Consider the following 18,689-nt stretch of genomic DNA (forward strand, 5'->3'; position numbering starts at 1 on the left):
CGCTAGGCACGCCGGAGCGCGACACCAGGGGCGGTCTGATGAATGCTTGCACCTTGACCGTGGGTTGCCGTACCGCGGGGTTATGGCTTTGACAAGGCAAGCTCGGCCACAGGCCACAACGCTGCGCGACCGGGCATGGCCGTTCCGCCGGGCACGGTCCGGGCGCCGGCCTCCGGGCCGAGGGCGGACCCCATGATCACCCGGTTCTTCCGGCGCAACGACGCGCGGCGGCGGTCCATCGAGACCCTGCACATGCGCCTCAACGCGGCCTCGCGGCAGCCGGGCCTCTACACCGCGCTCGGCGTGCCCGACGGCGTGGAGGGCCGCTTCGAATCGCTCATCCTCCACGTCATCCTGGCTTTGCGCCGCCTGAACCGCCTGCCGGCGCCGGCGGCGGACGTGGCGCAGGACCTCGTGAACTCGGTCTTCCTCCAGCTCGACGCGTCCCTGCGCGAGCTCGGCGTCGGCGATTTCGGCGTGCCCAAGCGCATGAAGAAGCTCGGCGCCGCGTTCTACGGCCGCGCCGCCAACTACGACGCGGCGCTCGACGCGGGCGATGCCGCCGCGCTCCGCATTGCGCTCGCCCGCAACGTGCTCGGCAGCGAGGATCCCGAAGCCGCCGCCGGCCTCGCCGACTACGTCCTCGCCGCCGACCGCGCGCTGGCCGAGGCCGACCTCGACGGCCTGCTCGGCGCCGGCCCGTCCTTCCCGCATGCGGGCGATGCCCCGACACTCGACCTGGAAGCCCGATGAGCGTGAGCGAGACCCCCCTGTCCCGATGGGTGAGCGTGGCGCGGCTGCCGCAGGGCCGCGGCGCCGTCACCGTCGAGGCGACGCCGGCCGAGTGCACGGCGCTCGCCGCCGACTTCAAGATCCCGGCGATCCGCGACCTCGCCGGGCAGTTCTCGGTGTCCGGCCCGACGAGCCGCCTCGTCGTCACCGGCACCGTCGAGGGCACCGTGACGCTGGTCTGCACCGTCAGCCTGGAGCCGTTCGAGACCAGGGTCTCCGAGCCGGTGGAGGTGGTCTTCACCGACACCGACCGCCTCGCCGGCACCGACGCGGAGGATGCCGACATCCCCGACCCGATCGTCGGCGGGCGGATCGACTTCGGCCTTCTGACCGCCGAGTTCCTGGCGCTCGGGATCGACCCCTATCCGCGCAAGCCCGGGGTGGTGTTCGAGGCGGTCCAGCTCGGCGAGGACGTGAAACCCTTCGACGTCCTGCGGACGCTCCGCTCCGAGGAGCCGTAGCGGGCTCCCGGGTCCGCGGGCCGCCGAACCCGGCCGCCAAATCGGGCCGCACCCTGCCCCTGCGCGAGAATTCGTTTGCCCGCCGGGGCTGGATCGCTATTTTCCGCCGCGCCGATCCCGGCCGTCGCCCCCGCGACGGCGTTCCGTCAAAGGCCGCGACAACCCCTTCATGTCCCAACGCGTGTGCATCTCGCTCGACGCCATGGGCGGCGACTATGGCCCCTCGACCGTCGTGCCCGGTGCCGCGCTCGCGCGCGAGCGCCATCCCGAGACGACCTTCCTGATCTTCGGCGACGAGGCGGTGGTCGCCCCCCTCGTGGCGGCCGAGCCGCGCCTCAAGGGCGGCGTCGAGATCCGCCACACCACCTACGCCGTCGCCATGGACGACAAGCCGAGCCAGGCGGTGCGCCAGGGCCGCGGCAAGTCGTCGATGTGGAAGGCGATCCAGGCGGTGAAGGACGGCGAGGCCGATGCCGCAGTCTCCGCCGGCAACACCGGCGCGCTGATGGCGATGTCGAAGATCTGCCTGAAGACCATGGCCGGCATCGAGCGCCCGGCCATCGCCTGCCTGTGGCCGACGGTGCGCGGCGAGAGCGTGGTGCTCGACGTCGGCGCCACCATCGGCACCGATGCCGAGCACCTGATCGAGATGGCGGTGATGGGCTCCGCCATGGCCCGCATCGTGTTCGACCTCGAGCGTCCGACGGTAGGGCTGCTCAACGTCGGCACCGAGGAGATGAAGGGCAACGAGGCGGTGAAGGAGGCGGCGCGCCTGCTGCGCGAGATCGACCTGCCGAATTTCGCCTATCACGGCTTCGTCGAGGGCAACGACCTCGGCCACGGCACCGTCGACGTGGTCGTCACCGAAGGTTTCACGGGAAACATCGCGCTGAAGACCGCGGAAGGCACCGCCAAGCAGATCGGCACGTACCTGCGCTCCGCGATGACGCGGACGCTGTCCGCCAAGATCGGCGCGCTGTTCGCCCGCCAGGCGTTCCGCGCGCTGCGCGAGAAGATGAACCCGAGCCGGGCCAACGGCGGCGTGTTCCTCGGGCTCGAGGGCATCGTCATCAAGAGCCACGGCTCGGAGAACGCGCAAGGCTTCGCGGCCGCCGTCGACCTCGCCCACGACATGGCCCGCCACGACCTGATGCGCACGATCCGCGAGATGCTCGACCAGACGCCGACGCTCGCGCCGGCCTGACTTCGCCCCGGCCCGGATGGGTGCCCGGCCGGACCTTCGCCGGCGCGGGACGCCCGCACCGGCACGAGACGCCTGCACCGGCCCGGGATCGGGGTCGGTGAACGAATGCGATGGAGATCGGAGCGATGCAGGTCTAACAACCGATGGTTGTTGCGCCGGCGTCGCGACGGGAAGGAATCCGATGACAACCCTGCGTTCCGTCGTCGTCGGCACCGGCTCGGGGCTTCCTGCGCGGGTGGTGACCAACGCCGAGCTCGCCGAGCGGGTCGACACCTCGGACGAATGGATCGTCCAGCGCACCGGCATCCGGCAGCGCTACCTCGCGGACGCCACCGAGACCACGTCGGTGCTCGGCATCCGCGCGGCCCGCGCTGCGCTCGACGATGCCGGCCTCACCGGCGGCGACATCGACCTCGTGATCTGCGCCACCTCGACGCCCGACCACACCTTTCCCTCGACCGCGACGCAGATCCAGGCGGCGCTCGGCATCACGGCGGGTGCCGCCTTCGACCTGCAGGCGGTCTGCGCCGGCTTCGTCTTCGCCGTCTCCACCGCCGACAAGTTCCTGTCGACCGGCGCGGCCCGGCGCGCGCTCGTCGTCGGCGCCGAGACCTTCTCGCGCATCGTCGACTGGGAGGACCGCACCACCTGCGTGCTGTTCGGCGACGGGGCCGGCGCGATCGTGCTGGAGGCGCAGGAGGCCGCGGGGGCGAGCGGCGACCGGGGCGTGATCAGCGCGAGCCTGCGCTCGGACGGGCGCCACCGCGAGAAGCTCTACGTCGACGGCGGCCCGGGCTCGACCGGCACCACCGGCCATCTCCGGATGGAGGGGAAGGACGTGTTCCGCTTCGCCGTCGGCTCGGTGATGGACGTGATCGTCGACGCGCTCGAGAAGGGCGGCGCGACGGCGGCCGACCTCGACTGGTTCGTGCCGCACCAGGCCAACCGCCGCATCATCGAGGCGTCCGCCGACAAGCTCGGCATCCCGCGCGACAAGGTGGTGCTGACGGTCGACCGCCACGGCAACACCTCGGCCGCATCGATCCCGCTGGCTCTGGACGTGGCCCGCCGGGACGGCCGCATCCGCCGCGGCGACCTCGTGATGATCGAGGCGATCGGCGGCGGCTTCAGCTGGGGCGCGGCGCTGATCCGCTGGTAGCCGAAAACAATTTCCGGAGCCGCCCCGGTTGACCCGGGCCCGACCGGGGATTAGCGTGGCAGATCATAGGGATACGTCGGAAACGACCGCTCCCGGCAAGAAGAACCGCGAGGGGTCGAGGCATGACAGGCAAGACGGTGACGCGCGCCGATTTGAGCGAGGCCGTCTACCAGCAGGTCGGCCTCTCCCGCACCGAATCCGCCGCCCTCGTCGAGACGGTCCTGTCCGAGATCTGCGCCTGCCTCTCGGAGGGCGAGACCGTGAAGCTGTCCTCGTTCGGCTCCTTCGTCGTGCGGTCGAAGGGCAAGCGCGTCGGCCGCAACCCCAAGACCGGCGTCGAGGTGGCGATCGAGCCGCGCCAGGTGATGGTGTTCAAGCCCTCGAACGTGCTCAAGGCCCGGATCAACGGCCTGAACGGCGCCGCCCACGCCGACGACTGACCGCTCGCCCATCGCCGCCCTCGTAGCCGGATCGATCCATGGCGCTCGCTGCCCTCACTGAGGCGTCCGGACCCGTCGACAAGGATCCGGGCGCGTTCCGCACGATCACCGAGGTGGCCGAAGCCCTCGACGTGCCGCAGCACGTGCTGCGGTTCTGGGAAACCCGGTTCGGCCAGATCCGGCCGGTGAAGCGGGCCGGCGGGCGGCGCTACTACCGTCCCGGCGACGTCGCGCTCGTCGCGGGCATCCGCCACCTGCTCCACGTCCAGCGCTACACGATCGAGGGGGCGCAGCGCGTCCTCAAGGAGAACGGCGTCCGCTTCGTCCAGGCGGTTGGCCGCGGCGAGGCGGTTGCGGCCGCGCCGGTGATGCAGGAGACGAGCGGCCCGGCCACGTCGTCCCCCGACGGCGCCGAGCCCGAGACCCTGGATCGCGAGGGGTCGAATCGCGAAACGTCGGATCATGAGGCCCTGGACCGCGGGGCGCTGGCCGGCGCGCTGCAGGACCTCTACGCCTGCCGCGAGGCGCTGGCGGCCTTCCGCGCCCCGCCCGAGGCCTGAGCGGCGCCCAGGCTGCGTCGCGACGACGCCGCGCGATGCGTCACGGCGCGGCGAACTTTGCGGGCCGATCCGCGTTGATCGCCGCATGAGCGCACCCCGCCGTTCGATGACGCCGACGCAGGAACTCATCAGCCGCGTGATGCGGATCGTGCGCGCGTGCCCCGACGCGGCCTCCGAGGTCCTGGAGCTGATGTTCCTCGTCAGCCAGATCGAGGCCGCGACCCACGTCGACCGGGATTATCGCGACGCGCGGCGCGTCGTCAGCCGCCTGCGCAACCCGCTCTGGGAGATGGGGCCGACCGATCGCGGCGCGCTGCTGGCCGCGGCCGAGACGATCCGCCGGGTCTGCGGCCTCGACGAGACCGACATCCCCGTCACCCCGACTTCGGATGCGGGCGAGCGCGCACGGGTCGAGCGCAGCCTCGCGGCGGCCCTGGAAGGCGAGCTCGACGCCGCGCAGATCGCCCGTGTCACCGGCGTGGTCGCGGCCGCGCTTCAGCAATAATCGCGGTCCCGGCTGCCGGCACGGGCCTGCGGCCTCGACGGGCGTCGTGGGCATCCCCACATCGGCTCGGCCGGCACGTGGCCCCATGGCTCCGGATGCCGCGCCAAGAGATGTTCGGAGACACGCCCGTGAGCGCCACCCTGTCCGCCCTTCGCCCCGTCCGCGCGCTCGCCGCCGGCGCTCTCCTGCTGGCCGCGCCCGCCTTCGCGCAGACGACGATCACCAAGAGCGAAACCGTCGCCTCCGGCAAGACGGTTCGGATCGCCATCGTCCCGAACCTGAAGAAGGATTGCTCGCCCGGCCCGATGCCGGAGTTCAAGGTCTCGGGGGCGCCGAAGAACGGCGCGCTGATCACCAAGGTCGGCAAGCAGAAGACGCCCGCTTCCTATCGCTGCCCGAACAAGGACACCGCGGTCCAGGGTCTCTTCTACCAGCCGAAGGCTGGCTACACCGGCGCCGACGAGGTGACGTTCGAAATCAAGAACGCGGACGGTCAAGTCCAGACGCAGAATATCAAAATCACCGTCGAGGCTGCGTCGGCCAAGAAAGACACCGATGCCAAGAAAGACAGCAGCGATCTTTGATAGGAGGCAACCGAAAGCTCGGAGTGCACGTTTTTTCGGCCGGATCGTTCTTTAGATCCGGCCGGACGACCACGGGGAAGCTTGACGGATGCCGCATTTCAGCCCGACGGGTGTTGCATCTAGCACACGCAGCGTCACCGTGTTCGCCGCACTGCGACAAATGCGGGCCTGTCGGTTGCGTTCGCGGCAGGACAGGATGAAGCTGTTGACGGTCTGAGAGGGTTATCGAATGCCGATGCATGCGACCAACGACCTTTTCCAGAGCTTCGCCCGCGGGTACGAAGCGCGCCGCGACACGGAGATGACGCTCTCCGAATTCCTCGAGGCGTGCCGCGACGAGCCGCTGATGTACGCGAGCGCCGCCGAGCGCATCCTCGACGCGATCGGCAAGCCGGAATTCGTCGACACCTCGAAGGACGCCCGCCTCGGCCGCGTCTTCATGAACCGGACGATCCGGACCTACCCGGCCTTCCACGAGTTCTTCGGCATGGAGGAGACGATCGAGCGGATCGTCTCGTTCTTCCGCCATGCGGCGCAGGGCCTGGAGGAGCGCAAGCAGATCCTCTACCTGCTCGGGCCCGTCGGCGGCGGCAAGTCGTCCCTGGCCGAGCGCCTCAAGGCCCTGATGGAGGTCCATCCGGTCTACGTGCTCAAGGCCGGCAACGAGGTCTCGCCGGTCTTCGAGAGCCCGCTCGGGCTGTTCGACCCCGAGACCATGGGCGCCGAGATCCAGAGCCGCTACGGCATCCCGCGCCGGCGCCTGACCGGCCTGATGAGCCCGTGGGCGCTGAAGCGTCTCGACGAGTTCGAGGGCGACATCTCGCAGTTCAAGGTGATCAAGGTCCGGCCCTCGCGCCTGCGCCAGATCGCCATCGCCAAGACCGAGCCCGGCGACGAGAACAACCAGGACATCTCCTCGCTGGTCGGCAAGGTCGACATCCGCCGGCTGGAGACGCTGTCGCAGGCGGACCCGGACGCGTACTCGTACTCGGGCGGCCTGAACCGCGCCAACCAGGGCGTCCTCGAGTTCGTCGAGATGTTCAAGGCGCCGATCAAGATGCTGCACCCGCTGCTCACGGCGACGCAGGAGGGCAACTACGTCGGCACCGAGAACATCGGCGCGATCCCCTTCACCGGCATCATCCTGGCGCACTCGAACGAGTCCGAGTGGCAGACCTTCAAGACCAACAAGAACAACGAAGCCTTCATCGACCGCATCTACGTGATCAAGGTGCCCTACTGCCTGCGCGTGCAGGAGGAACAGCACATCTACGAGAAGCTGATCTCGGGCTCCGAGCTCTCGGATGCGGCCTGCGCGCCGGGCACCTTGGAGATGCTGTCGCGGTTCTCGGTGCTGTCGCGCCTGCGCGAGCACGCCAACTCCAACGCGTTCTCGAAGATGCGCGTCTACGACGGCGAGTCCCTGCGCGAGGTCGACCCCCGCGCCCGCTCGATGCAGGAGTACAAGGATTCGGCCGGCGTCGACGAGGGCATGGACGGGATCTCGACCCGCTTCGCCTTCAAGGTGCTGGCCGCGACCTTCAACCACGACACCACCGAGGTCTCGGCCGACCCAGTGCACCTGATGTACGTGCTCGAGCAGTCGCTGCGCCGCGAGCAGCTCCCGCCCGAGACCGAGAAGCGCTACCTCGAGTTCATCAAGGGCGAGCTGGCGCCGCGCTACGCCGAGTTCATCGGGCACGAGATCCAGAAGGCCTACCTCGAATCCTACCACGATTACGGCCAGAACCTGTTCGACCGCTACATCGACTACGCCGACGCCTGGATCGAGGACCAGGACTTCAAGGATTCCGAGACCGGGCAATTGCTCAACCGCGAGCTTCTCAACCAGGAGCTGACGAAGATCGAGAAGCCGGCCGGGATCGCCAACCCGAAGGACTTCCGCAACGAGGTGGTGAAGTTCGCCCTGCGCTCGCGGGCCCAGCACGGCGGCCGCAACCCCTCGTGGACGTCCTACGAGAAGCTGCGCGAGGTCATCGAGCGGCGGATGTTCAGCCAGGTCGAGGAATTGTTGCCGGTGATCTCCTTCGGCTCGAAGAAGGACGGCGAGACCGAGAAGAAGCACGGCGAGTTCGTCGACCGGATGGTCTCGCGCGGCTACACCGAGCGGCAGGTGCGCCGCCTGGTCGAGTGGTACATGCGGGTGAAGCAGGCGGGATGATTCGGTCCCCTCGGGGACCTGATCGAGATCCGCCATGATTTCGGACGACCGGCCGGCGCGTTATCCCGGTCGGATCTTGCGGGCGGGGATTTGATCACCGAATGCACATCGTCGACCGTCGATTGAATCCAGGAGGCAAGAGCCTCGCCAACCGGCAGCGCTTCCTTAGGCGGGTCAAGGACGTGGCCCAGCGGGCCGTGCGCGAGTCGGCCCGCGAGAAGGACATCAAGGACCTCGGCAAGGACGGCCGCGTCACGGTGCCGGCCGACGGGGTGCGCGAGCCGCGCTTCTCCCGCCAGCCGGGCACCGGCCTCCAGGACCACATCCTGCCCGGCAACAAGACCTACGTGGAAGGCGACCGCATCGAGCGGCCGCAGGGCGGCGGGGGCGGCCGCGGCTCCGGCGAGGGCGGGGACGGCGGCGAGAACAACGAGGACGCGTTCCGCTTCGTCCTGACCCGGGAGGAGTTCCTCGAGCTGTTCCTCGAGGACCTAGAGCTGCCCGACCTCGCCAAGCGCCGCCTGGCGGTGGTGGAGACAGAGGGGCTGCGCCGGGCCGGCTACACCGTGACCGGCTCGCCGGCCAACCTCGCCCTCACCCGGACGCTGCGCAACTCGATGTCGCGGCGCATCGCCCTGAAGCGGCCGAAGCCCGAGGAGGTGGCGGCGCTCGAAGCGCGCATCGCCGGCCTGGACGAGGGCGACCCGGCGCTGCCGGACCTCGCCAAGGCGCTGGCGGGCTTGCGCGAGCGCACGCGGCGCATCCCCTACGTCGACCCGATCGACCTGCGCTACCGCCGCTTCGAGCCGTATCCGCGCCCGATCGCGCAGGCGGTGATGTTCTGCCTGATGGACGTGTCCGGCTCGATGACCGAGCACATGAAGGACCTCGCCAAGCGGTTCTACATCCTGCTGCACATCTTCCTCACGCGCCGCTACCGGCACGTGGAGATCGTGTTCATCCGCCACACCGACCGGGCGACCGAGGTCGACGAGGAGACCTTCTTCGGCTCCCGCGAGACCGGCGGCACGCTGGTCTCCTCGGCGCTGGTGGAGATGAAGCGCATCATCGCCGAGCGCTACGACCCCAACGACTGGAACATCTACGCGGCGCAGGCGTCGGACGGCGACAACGTCTCCTCCGACGGCCCGACCTCGACCGAGCTGTTGCGCGCCCACATCCTGCCGGCCTGCCAGCACTTCGCCTATCTCGAGGTCGGCGACGAGAACGGCCCGCGCGCCGGCTTCGTCGAGCACCGCACCACCCTGTGGCGGACCTACGAGGCCATCGCCAAGGCCGGCGGCCCGATCGCCATGCGCAAGGTCAACCACCGCCGCGAGATCTACGCCGTCTTCCGCGACCTGTTCGGGCGCAAGGACGCGCGGGCGGAGGCGGAGTCTTGAGCTTCGCAGGTCGTCATGTCGGGGCGCGGGTCCTCTCTCCCGGTTGGGAGAGGGACAGGGTGAGGGGGGCGACCTCTCCGGACGGACCTGCCCCCTCACCCCAACCCTCTCCCGCACGGGAGAGGGGGTACGTCGCGCTTCGGCCGGCCGATCGGGAGGCGATATGACTGCTATCAAGACACGCGCGACGTCCGGCGCCCCAAAACCGCTGTTCACCGGCAACGACTGGGACTTCGACACCATCCGGCGCATCCACGACGCCTGCGAGGTCGAGGCGCGGGCGCTCGGGCTGTCGTGGTATCCGAACCAGATCGAGGTCATCACCGCCGAGCAGATGCTCGACGCCTACGCGTCGATCGGCATGCCGCTGTTCTACAAGCACTGGTCGTTCGGCAAGCACTTCGCCCAGCACGAATCCGGCTATCGCCGCGGCATGATGGGGCTCGCCTACGAGATCGTCATCAACTCCGACCCGTGCATCTCCTACATCATGGAGGAGAACACGGCGACGATGCAGACGCTTGTGATCGCCCACGCCGCGTTCGGCCACAACCACTTCTTCAAGAACAACTACCTGTTCCGGCAGTGGACCGACGCCGAGGGCATCCTCGACTATCTCGACTTCGCCAAGACCTACATCTCCCGCTGCGAGGAGCGCTACGGCCATCAGGCCGTCGAGCAGGTGCTCGACGCCGCCCACGCGCTGATGAGCCAGGGCGTGCACCGCTACCCGCGCAAGAAGCGGCCGGACCTCGCCTCCGAGCAGCGGCGCGAGCGCGAGCGGGTCGAGCACGGCGAGCAGATCTACAACGACCTGTGGCGCACCCTGCCGGCGAAGGCGGGGGCGACGCGCGCCGACCAGGCGATCGAGCGGCGCAAGGCGCTGCTCGAGCTGCCGCAGGAGAACATCCTCTACTTCCTGGAGAAGGTCGCCCCGCGCCTGCAGCGCTGGCAGCGCGAGATCCTGCGCATCGTCCGGCTGGTGGCGCAGTACTTCTACCCGCAGCGCCAGACCAAGGTGATGAACGAGGGCTGCGCCACCTACTGCCACTACCGGATCATGAACGCGCTCTCCGAGAAGGGCCTGATCGGCGAGGCGGCCTATCTCGAGTTCCTGCAGTCGCACACCAACGTCATCCGCCAGCCGAACTACGACGACCGCAGCTACAGCGGCCACAACCCCTACGCGATCGGCTTCGCGATGATGCAGGACATCGCCCGCATCGTCGAGCAGCCGACGGCGGAGGACCGGCAGTGGTTCCCCGACATCGCCGGCACCGGCGACGGCATGGCGGTGCTGCGCGATTGCTGGGAGAACTACCGCGACGAGAGCTTCATCGCCCAGTTCCTGTCGCCGAAGCTGATGCGCGACATGCGGCTGTTCCACGTCGCCGACGATCCGGAGCAGCCCGAGCTGCACGTCGCCGCGATCCACGACGAGCGCGGCTACCGCAAGATGCGCCGCTCGTTCGGCCGCCAGTACGACGTGGCCTGGCTCGATCCCGACATCGAGGTGGTGGACGTCGACCTCGAAGGCGACCGCCGCCTGATCCTGCACCACAAGGCGCTGAACAAGATCACCCTGCAGAAGGACGACGCCCGGCGCGTGCTGCAGCACCTCGCCGACCTCTGGGGCTACGACGTGGTGCTCAAGGAGATCGAGCCCGCCACCGGCACCGTGCTCGGCGAGCACCACGCGAGCGCGCGGCCGATCTTCTTCTGAGGCGTTTCGCGACGGTGCCGCATCGTGCAGGCCTCCCCGCCCGCGGCGGCGAGGGGGGCCCCGCGGCTCGTCCGAGGCCCGTGTGGAAATGGCCGGCGAAGGCCGCTCGGCCGGGGCTCACGCCGTCGGCGCGGTCCCCGGGCAGGGCATCGGTGCGCAGGACAGGCTCGCGGCCGGCGGCTTGGACGGCGGGGCGCGCAGGACGATGATGGCGCTGCCGAGCACGGCCAGCGCCACGGCGGCGACGAAGGTGAGGAAAAGCCAGCGGGGCATCGCCTCCCCTACCACGGGCGGGCGATGGCCGGTACCGCGGCACGTTCGACGCCCCGGCCGGGTCCCGTGTCAGGCGGGGTCGATCTCGAACTCCATGCCGCGGCCGGGGCCCTGGTCGGCATAGCCGACGAGGGTGTAGCCGCGCTCGGCGAGGGCGGCGTCGAGGTAGTCGCGATGCTTGCGGTAGAGCTGGCCGATCGCCAGCGGCGTCAGCCGCGGGTTGCCCTGGCGCAGCCGGTCGACGCCGATCTGCAGCGGCGCGCCGTCCCGGTCGGCGATGCGCACGATCGCGGATGCGAGCTCGGCCGCCTTCGTCTCGGAGGCGGATTTCGCCTTGAACGCCATGCCCTCGTCCTCGCCCCGGCTCAGTCCGTCAGGTGGCGCGCCTCTTCCGGCAGCATGATCGGGATGCCGTCGCGGATCGGGTAGGCGAGCTTGGCCGAGCGGCTGATCAGCTCCTGGCGGCCGGCATCGTAATCGAGGGTGCCCTTGGTCAGCGGGCAGACCAGCAGCTCGAGGAGCTTCGGGTCGACGCGGGTCGCCTCGACGGCGGTGCTCTGCGTGGTCATGTCCTGCGTCATGCTCTGGTTCTCCATGGGAAGCCGTGCCGGTCGGTCGCGAAGGCGCAGGCGCTCGTCGCCGCCGGGCCGTCCTTCGAGCCGTCACTGCATCGTCGGCTCGGGCCCGGTGCTGCGCACCATCTCCATCTCGGTGACCGCGACCAGGATCTCGGCGCGGGTCTTCAGGTCGGCGGCCTCGAGCATCGCCTGCTTCTCGCGGACGCCGAACGGGCTCATCATGCATAGCGCGTTGACCAGGGCCTCGTTCGGCGCCTCCTCGATCCCGGCCCAGTCGACCTTGAGGTCGTTGGAATCGACGAAGTCGCGCAGCGCCCGCAGCACGCCCTCGCGGTCCACCGCGTCCTCGCCGGCGCGCGCGGTGAAATCGATGGCGAAGTCGTCGTAGCTGACCTGGCAGCGGCGATAGGCGCCGGTGGTGGCCAGCTCGCTCATCACCCGGAAGCGGCCGATGCCGGTCAGCGAGAGCAGGTATCGCCCGTCGCCGGTCTCGGCGAACTGGGTGATCCGCCCGGCGCAGCCGACGCGGTACAGCTTCGGGTTCAACGGCGAGGCGCCGCCCTCGGCGTCGGGCTGGATCATGCCGATGACCCGGTCGGTCCGCAGGGCGTCGTCCACCATCGCGAGGTAGCGCGGCTCGAAGATGTTGAGCGGCATCTGCCCGCGCGGCAGCAGCAGGGCGCCGGGCAGGGGGAAGACCGGGATGACGGGCGGGCAATCGCCCGGCCCCTTGTAGCCCGCATGCGTGCTCATGATGCCTCCAGCAAGACAGAACCTTCGGCTTCCCTCTGCACCCGCAGATCCGCCCTCACGCGAACAGCAGCGTCGAGAGCTTGCGCCGTCCGCGGATCGCGGCCGGATCCATCGGGCCCCAGGCCTCGAAGAACTGGAGCAGCTGCTTGCGCGCGCCGTCCTCGTTCCAGGTCCGGTCGCGGCGGATGATCTCGATCAGGTGATCGACCGCCTTCTCGCGCTCGTTCCCGGCATTGAGGCCGAGGGCGAGGTCGAACCGGGCCTGGTGCGCGTCCGGGTTCGCGGCGACCTCCGCCTCCAGGCCGGCGAGGTCGCCGAGCGCCGCGGCCTGCTCGGCCAGGACGATCGCGGCGCGGATGCCGGCGAGCCCCGGGTCGGCGGCCTTGGCCTCCGGCACCATCGCCAGCACCTGCTTGGCGTTCTCCAGCTCGCCGGCGTCGAGCTGGATCTTGGCGAGGCCGGCCAGGGCCGCGACGTTGTCGGGCTGCTGCCCGAGCACCGCCGCGTAGAGCTCGGAGGCGCCGGCGAGGTCGCCCTCCGCCAGCGCCTGCGCGGCTTCCGCCATCACCTGATCGATCTCGCTCGGGCCGGCGAGACGGTCGAAGAAGGTCTTGATCTGCGCTTCCGGCAGGGCGCCCTCGAACATGTCGACCGGGCGGCCCTGGTCGATGGCGACCACGGCGGGCACGCCCTGCAGGCCGAGCTGCTGGCCGATCTGGCCCCAGACCGCCGGATGCTCGTCGACGTTCATCTTGACCAGCACGACCTTGCCCGCGGCGGCGCGGACGAGCTTCTCCAGCACGGCGAGCAGCGTCTTGCTCGACGGTGCGCGCGGCGACCAGAACGCGACCAGCACGGGACGGTTCGCCGATTCGGCGATGACGTCCTGCCGGAAACCGGCCGTGGTGGTCTCCCGGATCAGGTCGGACGCACCCGGGTGCGCGTCCGTCGCGAGCGTGTCGTTCAGCATGCGGTGTCGGGCCTTGGAACCAAATGTCGCCAGACCGGGTACATGGGACTCGGGCACGCGGCTGACCAGTGCGGTGCGCGCGCTCTCGCGCGGCGGAATCGGGCAAATCCGCAGGTTTCGTCGGGTTTTCGCCGGTCCCCGAGGGCCGTCCCGCGCGCGGTGCCGGGCCGAGACCGGATCGCTGCATCCCAGGGTGGAGCGCGTCGTGCGGTGCGCCCCGACCCTCGAAACGCCGGGCCTACTGCGCGGGGGCGCCGGCGGCGGCCTTGGCCTGCGTCACGAAGGTCCCGGCGAAGGTGCGGCCGTCCGGCGCCGAGGCCTCGCAGGCGATGGTGGTCTTGCCCGGTGCCGGCGTCGAGAAGGTGCAGGCGCCGACCGCCGGGGTCGGGTTGCGCACGATGCCCTTGTCGCTCGACGTGCCGGTGGTGACGAGGTTGATCGGCTGCAGCGGGTCGGTCTCCTCGGTGCGCTCCTGCTGCGCGCCGGTGCCGCTGAAGCTGAGCGTGCGCCCGTCCGTGGTGGTGAAGTCGAAGGTCGTGCGCCGACGCTCGGCGCTGTTCCCGAGGGTCGGCCTGCAGGCCGAGGTGGCGTCCTTCCCTTCGATCGTCAGTTTCTCGCAGGTGCCGTCGAGCTGCACCGCGGCCTGGGACCAGGCGGGGCCCGACAGCGCCAAGGGCGCGGCGAGCAGGGCGAGGGCGAGGCGGCGAGAGGTGTGTGCGAGCGTCATGCCGTCCGATCTAACGCGCCGCGCGCATCCGTCGAGCCCGGCGCGCGTTCGCCTCACCCGCCGAAGCGCAGGGCCCGGTCGTTGGGCGCGGCGAAGTCCAGCGCCGGCCCCACCGGGACGATGCCCGTCGGGTTGATGGTCGGATGGCTCTCGTAATAGTGCCGCTTGATGTGGACGAGGTCCACCGTCCCGGCGACGCCCGGCAGGGCGTAGAGGTCGCGCAGGTAGTTCGACAGGTTCGGGTAGTCGGCGATGCGCTGCCGGTTGCACTTGAAGTGCCCGACATAGACCGCGTCGAACCGCACCAGCGTAGTGAACAGCCGGATGTCGGCCTCGGTGAGCCGTGCGCCGCACAGGTAGCGCGACCGGTCGAGGCGGGCGTCCAGCGCGTCGAGCTCGGCGAACAGCGCGGCGAAGGCCTCCGCGTAGACGGATTGCGCGGTGGCGAAGCCGGCCTTGTAGACGCCGTTGTTGACCCGGTCGTAGACCCGGGCGTTCACCGCATCGATTTCCCCGCGCAGGTCGTCCGGGCAGAGGTCCGGCCCGCCGCCGTGGAAGGCCCCGTCGAGCATGCGGATGATCTCGGCCGATTCGTTCGAGACGATCGTCTTCCGCTCGCGGTCCCACAGCACCGGCACGGTGACGCGGCCGGTATAGCGCGGGTCGGCGGCGCGGTAGACCTCGTAGAGCCGCGTCGCATGGTGGATCGGATCGGGGGTGGCGCCGGGGCTGTCGCCAAACACCCAGCCCTCGGCGCCCATGTGCGGGTCGACGACGGAGACGGAGATCGCGTCCTCGAGGCCCTTCAGCGCCCGCACGATCAGGGTGCGGTGCGCCCAAGGGCAGGCGAGCGAGACGTAGAGGTGGTAGCGCCCGGGCTCGGCCTTGAACCCGCCCTCGCCCGAGGGGCCGGGCGACCCGTCGGCGGTGACCCAGCTGCGGAAGGCGGAGGCCTTGCGCTCGAAGCGGCCGCCGGTCGACGCCGTGTCGTACCACTGATCCTGCCAGACGCCGTCGACGAGCAATCCCATGGGTGCGATCCGTTGTTTCGCGCGTCGCGCCGTCCGTCGGGAGGGCGACGCGGGGAGGGGGAAAGGTTGCGGCAGGCTTGGTGCCTCTCACCCCCCCCCGTCGTGGCGTCGCCGACATAGTGAACGGCCGCGGAGGTCGGGGGTTTGGTGAGGTGCACTTAGCCCGTTTCCTGCTTGGATGTCTTCCTCGGTCGTCGCCCCGCGCAGGCCTCGGCATCTCGCATTCGATGCCGGACCGTGAGACGGATGGCACGATCCCGCCGAAACGTCCGGAGAGAAGGCCCGATGTCGCTTGCCCTCGCGATCCCCGCCGCCGAGGCGGCCATGTTCACCGCCGGATGCGCCGCGATCCACGCGCTGCGGCGGCAGGCCGACGGGGTGACGCTGGGCCTGGCCGGCCTCCTCGCGATCGTCGTCCTGCTCCTCGGCATCGCGTGGACGCCGGACCTGTACCTCGCGGCCCAGACCGACGACGTCCTCGTCGAAACCACCCTGAGCCAGCCGATCCCCTGATGCGATCTTGCAACGGGAGAGCATTCCACGTGATCCGGGGATCGCGGAGAATGCTCTAGCCGGCCGCGCCGGCCCGGCGCCCGGCGGCCACGTCGAAGTCGTCGGCGGGCAGGCGGGCGAGGAAGCGCTCGGCCAGCTCGAACAGCAGGATGTCGGGGCGCACCCGCTCGACGTAAGCCCAGTCGAAGCTCGACGACCACACGAAGTGCACCTCGGCGAAGCTCTCGGCCAGCAGCCCGGTGAGCAGCATCGGCGCGAAATGCGCGTAGGAATCGCCGAACAGCACCACGCGCCGCGGGTCGGCGGCGGGGTTGGCGTTGCGGTAGACCACGTGCGCGCCGACATGCAGGTCCACCTCGGTTCCCGCTTCCTCGGAGGCCGCGAGCAGCGCCCCGGTCTCGACGCGCACCGCGTCGCGGTGGATCTGCGGGCGCACCAGGCGCTCGGCCGGCCGGCCCGGCAGCTTTGCGCCGAGATCCATCACCCGCTCCGTCACGAGGACGGGCCGGGTGCCGATGTCGGCCGGCGGGACCGCGGCGAGCGCCCGCATCAATTCGCGATAGGCGAGCAGGCATCCCTCGGCCGACCAGTGCGTGTCGGTCTTGAGGTAGAGCGGCACCGGCCCGTCGCGGGCCGCGCGAAACGGGCCGAGCAGGTCGAGATAGGTGGCCTGCCCCGCGAGCTTGCGGGCGAGGCGACGGGTCGAGGCCCGGGCCGGGTCGTAGCGCAGGTCGATGGTCTTGTGATCGTAGACCGAGAGCTTTTCCGGCACGATGAGCTGGACGCAGCGGATGCCGAGCCCGGCCGCGCGGGCGGCGCGCGCCGTGATCAGCCGGGTCCAGCCGCGCAGGGTCCACCACTGCCGCAGGGTCCCGCGGTAGCGCTGCATGACGTCGTTGCTGCCGCCGATGAGGAACAGCCAGCCGTCGCGCCCCTCGTGGACGGTTTCCCGGACGGGGGGGACGGGCGAACGCTTCGGGGCCATGGCCGGTGCTTTAGCCGCAGGCCGCGCCCGGCGGAAGTGAGGAGCCGGCACGGGTGCCGGGGCGTTCGGCCCTCATGGAGCCCGCCCAGACCCTCGCGCCACCGGTGCTTTCGCCGCCCGTCCTTTCGCCGCCGCCCGCGCCGGCCGTCTCGTCGACGGCGCGGGCGGCACGCTTGTGGCGTCCGCGGCGCGTCCTGGCCACGCCGGCCGCCCTGGAGCACGCGCACGGCCGGGCGATGCTCGCCCGCGCGGAAGCGCTCGGGCTCCCGGTCGAGCGCCTGACGGCCAACCGCCTCACCGGCCTGCGCCAGGCCGACCCGCGCCGGGCCTACATCGAGGCGAAGGCGACGCTCGCCCTCGTCGTGGCACCGCCGACCAAGCTCCGGCTCCAGCCGATCCCGCCCTCGGCCGACTGGCGCTTCGACCTCGCCGAGGGCTGCCCGGCCCATTGCCAGTACTGCTACCTCGCCGGCTCCCTGTCGGGGCCGCCGGTGACGCGGGCCTACGCCAACCTCGACGCGATCCTGACCAATCTCGGCGCCTATCTCGGCCAGGGCGCGGTGACCTCGGCACAGGCCGAGCGGGCGCAGGAAGGGACCACCTTCGAGGCCTCGTGCTACACCGATCCGCTGGGCATCGAGCACCTCACCGGCTCGCTCTCGGCGGCGATCCGGCATTTCGGTGCCTGGGAGGCGCCGGTGCAGCTGCGCTTCACCACCAAGTTCGCCGCGGTCGAGCCGCTGCTCGACCTGCCGCACAACCGCCGCACCCGCATCCGGTTCTCGGTCAACGCCCGCACCGCGACGCGCTACGAGGGCGGCACCGCGAGCCTCGACGCGCGGCTCCAGGCGATGCGGGCCGTGGCGCTGGCGGGCTATCCCGTCGGGCTCACGATCGCGCCGATCCTGCCGGTGCCGGATTGGGAGGCCGGCTATGCCGGGCTGATCCGCGAGGCCGCTGCGGCGCTCGCCGACGTGCCCGACCTCGACCTCACCGCCGAGCTGATCACCCACCGCTTCACCCCGGGCTCGAAGCAGGTGCTCCAGGGCTGGTACCCGGGCTCCGACCTGCCGCTCGACGAGGCCGAGCGCGCGAAGAAGCTCACCAAGTTCGGCTCGGTGAAGTACGTCTTCCCCAAGGAGCTGATGCGGTCGATGCGCGACACGCTGTTTGCCGCGCTCGCCCGCGACCTGCCCGCGGCGCGGATCCTCTACTGGACCTGATCGCGCGCCGCGCCATCTCCGTCCGGCCGCGACAGGAAGCCCGCATGCCAGAGACGCCGACGCAAGATGCGCTGAAGCAAGAGGAGCCGGGACAGGACGCCCGGCAGGCGCCCCTGATCCTGACGCTCGAGTTCGACGCGGACACGTTCGCGCGGTTCGACGGCCTGCGGCGCCAACACTTCCCGAAGGCGCTCAACCGCATCCCGGCCCACGCCACGCTGTTCCACAACCTGCCCGGCGCCGCCGAGGCGGGCGTGCGCGAGACGATCGCGCTGCTCGCGCGCACCGTGCCGCCGCCCGAGGTTGCGGTGACGGGGCTGCGCTTCACCGGCCGCGGCGTGGCCTACGTCCTCGATTCCGAGCCGCTCTCCGCCTTCCGCGCGCGCCTCGCCAAGACCTTCGACGCCCACCTCACCGCCCAGGACAAGCAGGGCTGGCGCCCGCATGTCACCGTGCAGAACAAGGTCGACCCCGACACCGCCCGCGCGCTCCACGCCGCCCTCGCCGACGACTTCGCGCCGTTCCGCTTCACCGCGCCGGCCACCCGCCTGTGGCGCTACCTCGGCGGTCCCTGGGCCGAGCGGGCGCGCTTCGCCTTCGGCGAGAACGCGTGATGGTCTCGA

22 protein-coding genes are annotated in these 18,689 nt (G+C 70.6%); 14 read left to right on the top strand and 8 right to left on the bottom strand.

Going from position 1 to position 18,689, the window contains the following annotated elements:
• The first annotated feature begins 192 nt into the window (after window positions 1–192).
• From MKK60_RS15250 to MKK60_RS15300, 11 genes are all read left to right on the top strand, one after another.
• On the top strand, window positions 193–753 hold the full coding sequence (locus MKK60_RS15250) for a ubiquinol-cytochrome C chaperone family protein (RefSeq protein WP_147842189.1): 561 nt from the start codon (window positions 193–195) through the stop codon (window positions 751–753).
• A complete protein-coding gene (locus MKK60_RS15255) occupies window positions 750–1,253 on the top strand; it encodes a DUF177 domain-containing protein (protein ID WP_147842190.1) in 504 nt (167 codons plus the stop codon). The genes MKK60_RS15250 and MKK60_RS15255 overlap by 4 nt, the downstream gene beginning before the upstream one ends.
• A gap of 169 nt (window positions 1,254–1,422) precedes the next feature.
• Entirely contained in the window at window positions 1,423–2,457 is a 1,035-nt protein-coding gene (plsX, locus tag MKK60_RS15260; RefSeq protein WP_243986938.1) for a phosphate acyltransferase PlsX, read from the top strand.
• A 181-nt stretch (window positions 2,458–2,638) separates the two neighbouring features.
• Complete coding sequence (locus MKK60_RS15265) at window positions 2,639–3,616, top strand: beta-ketoacyl-ACP synthase III (protein WP_243986939.1); 978 nt, start codon at window positions 2,639–2,641, stop codon at window positions 3,614–3,616.
• Between the two features lie 122 nt (window positions 3,617–3,738).
• Complete coding sequence (locus MKK60_RS15270; RefSeq protein ID WP_147725630.1) at window positions 3,739–4,056, top strand: integration host factor subunit alpha; 318 nt, start codon at window positions 3,739–3,741, stop codon at window positions 4,054–4,056.
• 38 nt (window positions 4,057–4,094) lie between these two features.
• Window positions 4,095–4,616, top strand: a complete 522-nt coding sequence (locus MKK60_RS15275) for a MerR family transcriptional regulator (RefSeq protein WP_243951604.1) — start codon at window positions 4,095–4,097, stop codon at window positions 4,614–4,616.
• A gap of 85 nt (window positions 4,617–4,701) precedes the next feature.
• On the top strand, window positions 4,702–5,121 hold the full coding sequence (locus MKK60_RS15280) for a hypothetical protein (protein WP_187274748.1): 420 nt from the start codon (window positions 4,702–4,704) through the stop codon (window positions 5,119–5,121).
• A gap of 128 nt (window positions 5,122–5,249) precedes the next feature.
• On the top strand, window positions 5,250–5,705 hold the full coding sequence (locus tag MKK60_RS15285; RefSeq protein ID WP_409567408.1) for an Ig-like domain-containing protein: 456 nt from the start codon (window positions 5,250–5,252) through the stop codon (window positions 5,703–5,705).
• 229 nt (window positions 5,706–5,934) lie between these two features.
• Complete coding sequence (locus MKK60_RS15290) at window positions 5,935–7,887, top strand: PrkA family serine protein kinase (protein ID WP_147842192.1); 1,953 nt, start codon at window positions 5,935–5,937, stop codon at window positions 7,885–7,887.
• 101 nt (window positions 7,888–7,988) lie between these two features.
• A complete protein-coding gene (locus tag MKK60_RS15295) occupies window positions 7,989–9,290 on the top strand; it encodes a YeaH/YhbH family protein (RefSeq protein ID WP_243986940.1) in 1,302 nt (433 codons plus the stop codon).
• A 163-nt stretch (window positions 9,291–9,453) separates the two neighbouring features.
• Window positions 9,454–11,013, top strand: a complete 1,560-nt coding sequence (locus MKK60_RS15300) for a SpoVR family protein (protein WP_243986941.1) — start codon at window positions 9,454–9,456, stop codon at window positions 11,011–11,013.
• Window positions 11,014–11,130: 117 nt separating this feature from the next.
• On the opposite strand, the gene MKK60_RS15305 is transcribed toward MKK60_RS15300, so the two are convergent.
• The 7 genes from MKK60_RS15305 to MKK60_RS15335 form a co-directional block, all read right to left on the bottom strand.
• A complete protein-coding gene (locus tag MKK60_RS15305) occupies window positions 11,131–11,286 on the bottom strand; it encodes a hypothetical protein (RefSeq protein ID WP_187274747.1) in 156 nt (51 codons plus the stop codon).
• Window positions 11,287–11,355: 69 nt separating this feature from the next.
• Window positions 11,356–11,631, bottom strand: a complete 276-nt coding sequence (locus MKK60_RS15310; RefSeq protein WP_243986942.1) for an adenylosuccinate synthase — start codon at window positions 11,629–11,631, stop codon at window positions 11,356–11,358.
• A 20-nt stretch (window positions 11,632–11,651) separates the two neighbouring features.
• On the bottom strand, window positions 11,652–11,855 hold the full coding sequence (locus tag MKK60_RS15315; protein ID WP_243987065.1) for a Trm112 family protein: 204 nt from the start codon (window positions 11,853–11,855) through the stop codon (window positions 11,652–11,654).
• Between the two features lie 93 nt (window positions 11,856–11,948).
• A complete protein-coding gene (locus MKK60_RS15320; RefSeq protein ID WP_147725636.1) occupies window positions 11,949–12,617 on the bottom strand; it encodes an LON peptidase substrate-binding domain-containing protein in 669 nt (222 codons plus the stop codon).
• A gap of 55 nt (window positions 12,618–12,672) precedes the next feature.
• The gene (locus tag MKK60_RS15325) at window positions 12,673–13,587 is read right to left on the bottom strand and encodes a thioredoxin family protein (protein WP_243936937.1); all 915 of its coding nucleotides are present in this window, start codon (window positions 13,585–13,587) and stop codon (window positions 12,673–12,675) included.
• Between the two features lie 238 nt (window positions 13,588–13,825).
• Window positions 13,826–14,314, bottom strand: a complete 489-nt coding sequence (locus tag MKK60_RS15330) for a hypothetical protein (protein WP_147858877.1) — start codon at window positions 14,312–14,314, stop codon at window positions 13,826–13,828.
• 53 nt (window positions 14,315–14,367) lie between these two features.
• Window positions 14,368–15,345: a glutathione S-transferase family protein gene (locus MKK60_RS15335; RefSeq protein WP_147842196.1), complete on the bottom strand. Its 978-nt coding sequence runs from the start codon at window positions 15,343–15,345 to the stop codon at window positions 14,368–14,370.
• Window positions 15,346–15,630: 285 nt separating this feature from the next.
• Between MKK60_RS15335 and MKK60_RS15340 the strand changes: the two genes are divergently transcribed.
• Complete coding sequence (locus MKK60_RS15340) at window positions 15,631–15,858, top strand: hypothetical protein (protein ID WP_147725639.1); 228 nt, start codon at window positions 15,631–15,633, stop codon at window positions 15,856–15,858.
• A 55-nt stretch (window positions 15,859–15,913) separates the two neighbouring features.
• On the opposite strand, the gene MKK60_RS15345 is transcribed toward MKK60_RS15340, so the two are convergent.
• On the bottom strand, window positions 15,914–16,843 hold the full coding sequence (locus MKK60_RS15345) for an alginate O-acetyltransferase AlgX-related protein (RefSeq protein WP_147858876.1): 930 nt from the start codon (window positions 16,841–16,843) through the stop codon (window positions 15,914–15,916).
• Between the two features lie 53 nt (window positions 16,844–16,896).
• Between MKK60_RS15345 and MKK60_RS15350 the strand changes: the two genes are divergently transcribed.
• Together MKK60_RS15350 and MKK60_RS15355 are read left to right on the top strand one after the other, a co-directional pair.
• Entirely contained in the window at window positions 16,897–18,066 is a 1,170-nt protein-coding gene (locus MKK60_RS15350) for an SPL family radical SAM protein (RefSeq protein WP_243986943.1), read from the top strand.
• A gap of 44 nt (window positions 18,067–18,110) precedes the next feature.
• Window positions 18,111–18,680 carry a 2'-5' RNA ligase family protein gene (locus MKK60_RS15355; protein ID WP_147842686.1) on the top strand — a complete coding sequence of 190 codons (570 nt, stop codon included), beginning with the start codon at window positions 18,111–18,113 and terminating at the stop codon, window positions 18,678–18,680.
• Window positions 18,681–18,689 lie beyond the last annotated feature (9 nt).

Origin of the sequence: Methylobacterium sp. J-092, from assembly GCF_022829325.1 — a bacterium.
Lineage (GTDB): Bacteria > Pseudomonadota > Alphaproteobacteria > Rhizobiales > Beijerinckiaceae > Methylobacterium.

Bases quoted from the DNA above. Each gene is read 5' to 3' on its own strand.
- MKK60_RS15250 (WP_147842189.1), top strand. From the start codon at position 193: ATGATCACCCGGTTCTTCCGGCGCAACGACGCGCGGCGGCGGTCCATC.
- MKK60_RS15255 (WP_147842190.1), top strand. From the start codon at position 750: ATGAGCGTGAGCGAGACCCCCCTGTCCCGATGGGTGAGCGTGGCGCGG.
- plsX (WP_243986938.1), top strand. From the start codon at position 1,423: ATGTCCCAACGCGTGTGCATCTCGCTCGACGCCATGGGCGGCGACTAT.
- MKK60_RS15265 (WP_243986939.1), top strand. From the start codon at position 2,639: ATGACAACCCTGCGTTCCGTCGTCGTCGGCACCGGCTCGGGGCTTCCT.
- MKK60_RS15270 (WP_147725630.1), top strand. From the start codon at position 3,739: ATGACAGGCAAGACGGTGACGCGCGCCGATTTGAGCGAGGCCGTCTAC.
- MKK60_RS15275 (WP_243951604.1), top strand. From the start codon at position 4,095: ATGGCGCTCGCTGCCCTCACTGAGGCGTCCGGACCCGTCGACAAGGAT.
- MKK60_RS15280 (WP_187274748.1), top strand. From the start codon at position 4,702: ATGAGCGCACCCCGCCGTTCGATGACGCCGACGCAGGAACTCATCAGC.
- MKK60_RS15290 (WP_147842192.1), top strand. From the start codon at position 5,935: ATGCCGATGCATGCGACCAACGACCTTTTCCAGAGCTTCGCCCGCGGG.
- MKK60_RS15295 (WP_243986940.1), top strand. From the start codon at position 7,989: ATGCACATCGTCGACCGTCGATTGAATCCAGGAGGCAAGAGCCTCGCC.
- MKK60_RS15300 (WP_243986941.1), top strand. From the start codon at position 9,454: ATGACTGCTATCAAGACACGCGCGACGTCCGGCGCCCCAAAACCGCTG.
- MKK60_RS15305 (WP_187274747.1), bottom strand. From the start codon at position 11,286: ATGCCCCGCTGGCTTTTCCTCACCTTCGTCGCCGCCGTGGCGCTGGCC.
- MKK60_RS15310 (WP_243986942.1), bottom strand. From the start codon at position 11,631: ATGGCGTTCAAGGCGAAATCCGCCTCCGAGACGAAGGCGGCCGAGCTC.
- MKK60_RS15315 (WP_243987065.1), bottom strand. From the start codon at position 11,855: ATGACCACGCAGAGCACCGCCGTCGAGGCGACCCGCGTCGACCCGAAG.
- MKK60_RS15320 (WP_147725636.1), bottom strand. From the start codon at position 12,617: ATGAGCACGCATGCGGGCTACAAGGGGCCGGGCGATTGCCCGCCCGTC.
- MKK60_RS15325 (WP_243936937.1), bottom strand. From the start codon at position 13,587: ATGCTGAACGACACGCTCGCGACGGACGCGCACCCGGGTGCGTCCGAC.
- MKK60_RS15330 (WP_147858877.1), bottom strand. From the start codon at position 14,314: ATGACGCTCGCACACACCTCTCGCCGCCTCGCCCTCGCCCTGCTCGCC.
- MKK60_RS15335 (WP_147842196.1), bottom strand. From the start codon at position 15,345: ATGGGATTGCTCGTCGACGGCGTCTGGCAGGATCAGTGGTACGACACG.
- MKK60_RS15340 (WP_147725639.1), top strand. From the start codon at position 15,631: ATGTCGCTTGCCCTCGCGATCCCCGCCGCCGAGGCGGCCATGTTCACC.
- MKK60_RS15345 (WP_147858876.1), bottom strand. From the start codon at position 16,843: ATGGCCCCGAAGCGTTCGCCCGTCCCCCCCGTCCGGGAAACCGTCCAC.
- MKK60_RS15355 (WP_147842686.1), top strand. From the start codon at position 18,111: ATGCCAGAGACGCCGACGCAAGATGCGCTGAAGCAAGAGGAGCCGGGA.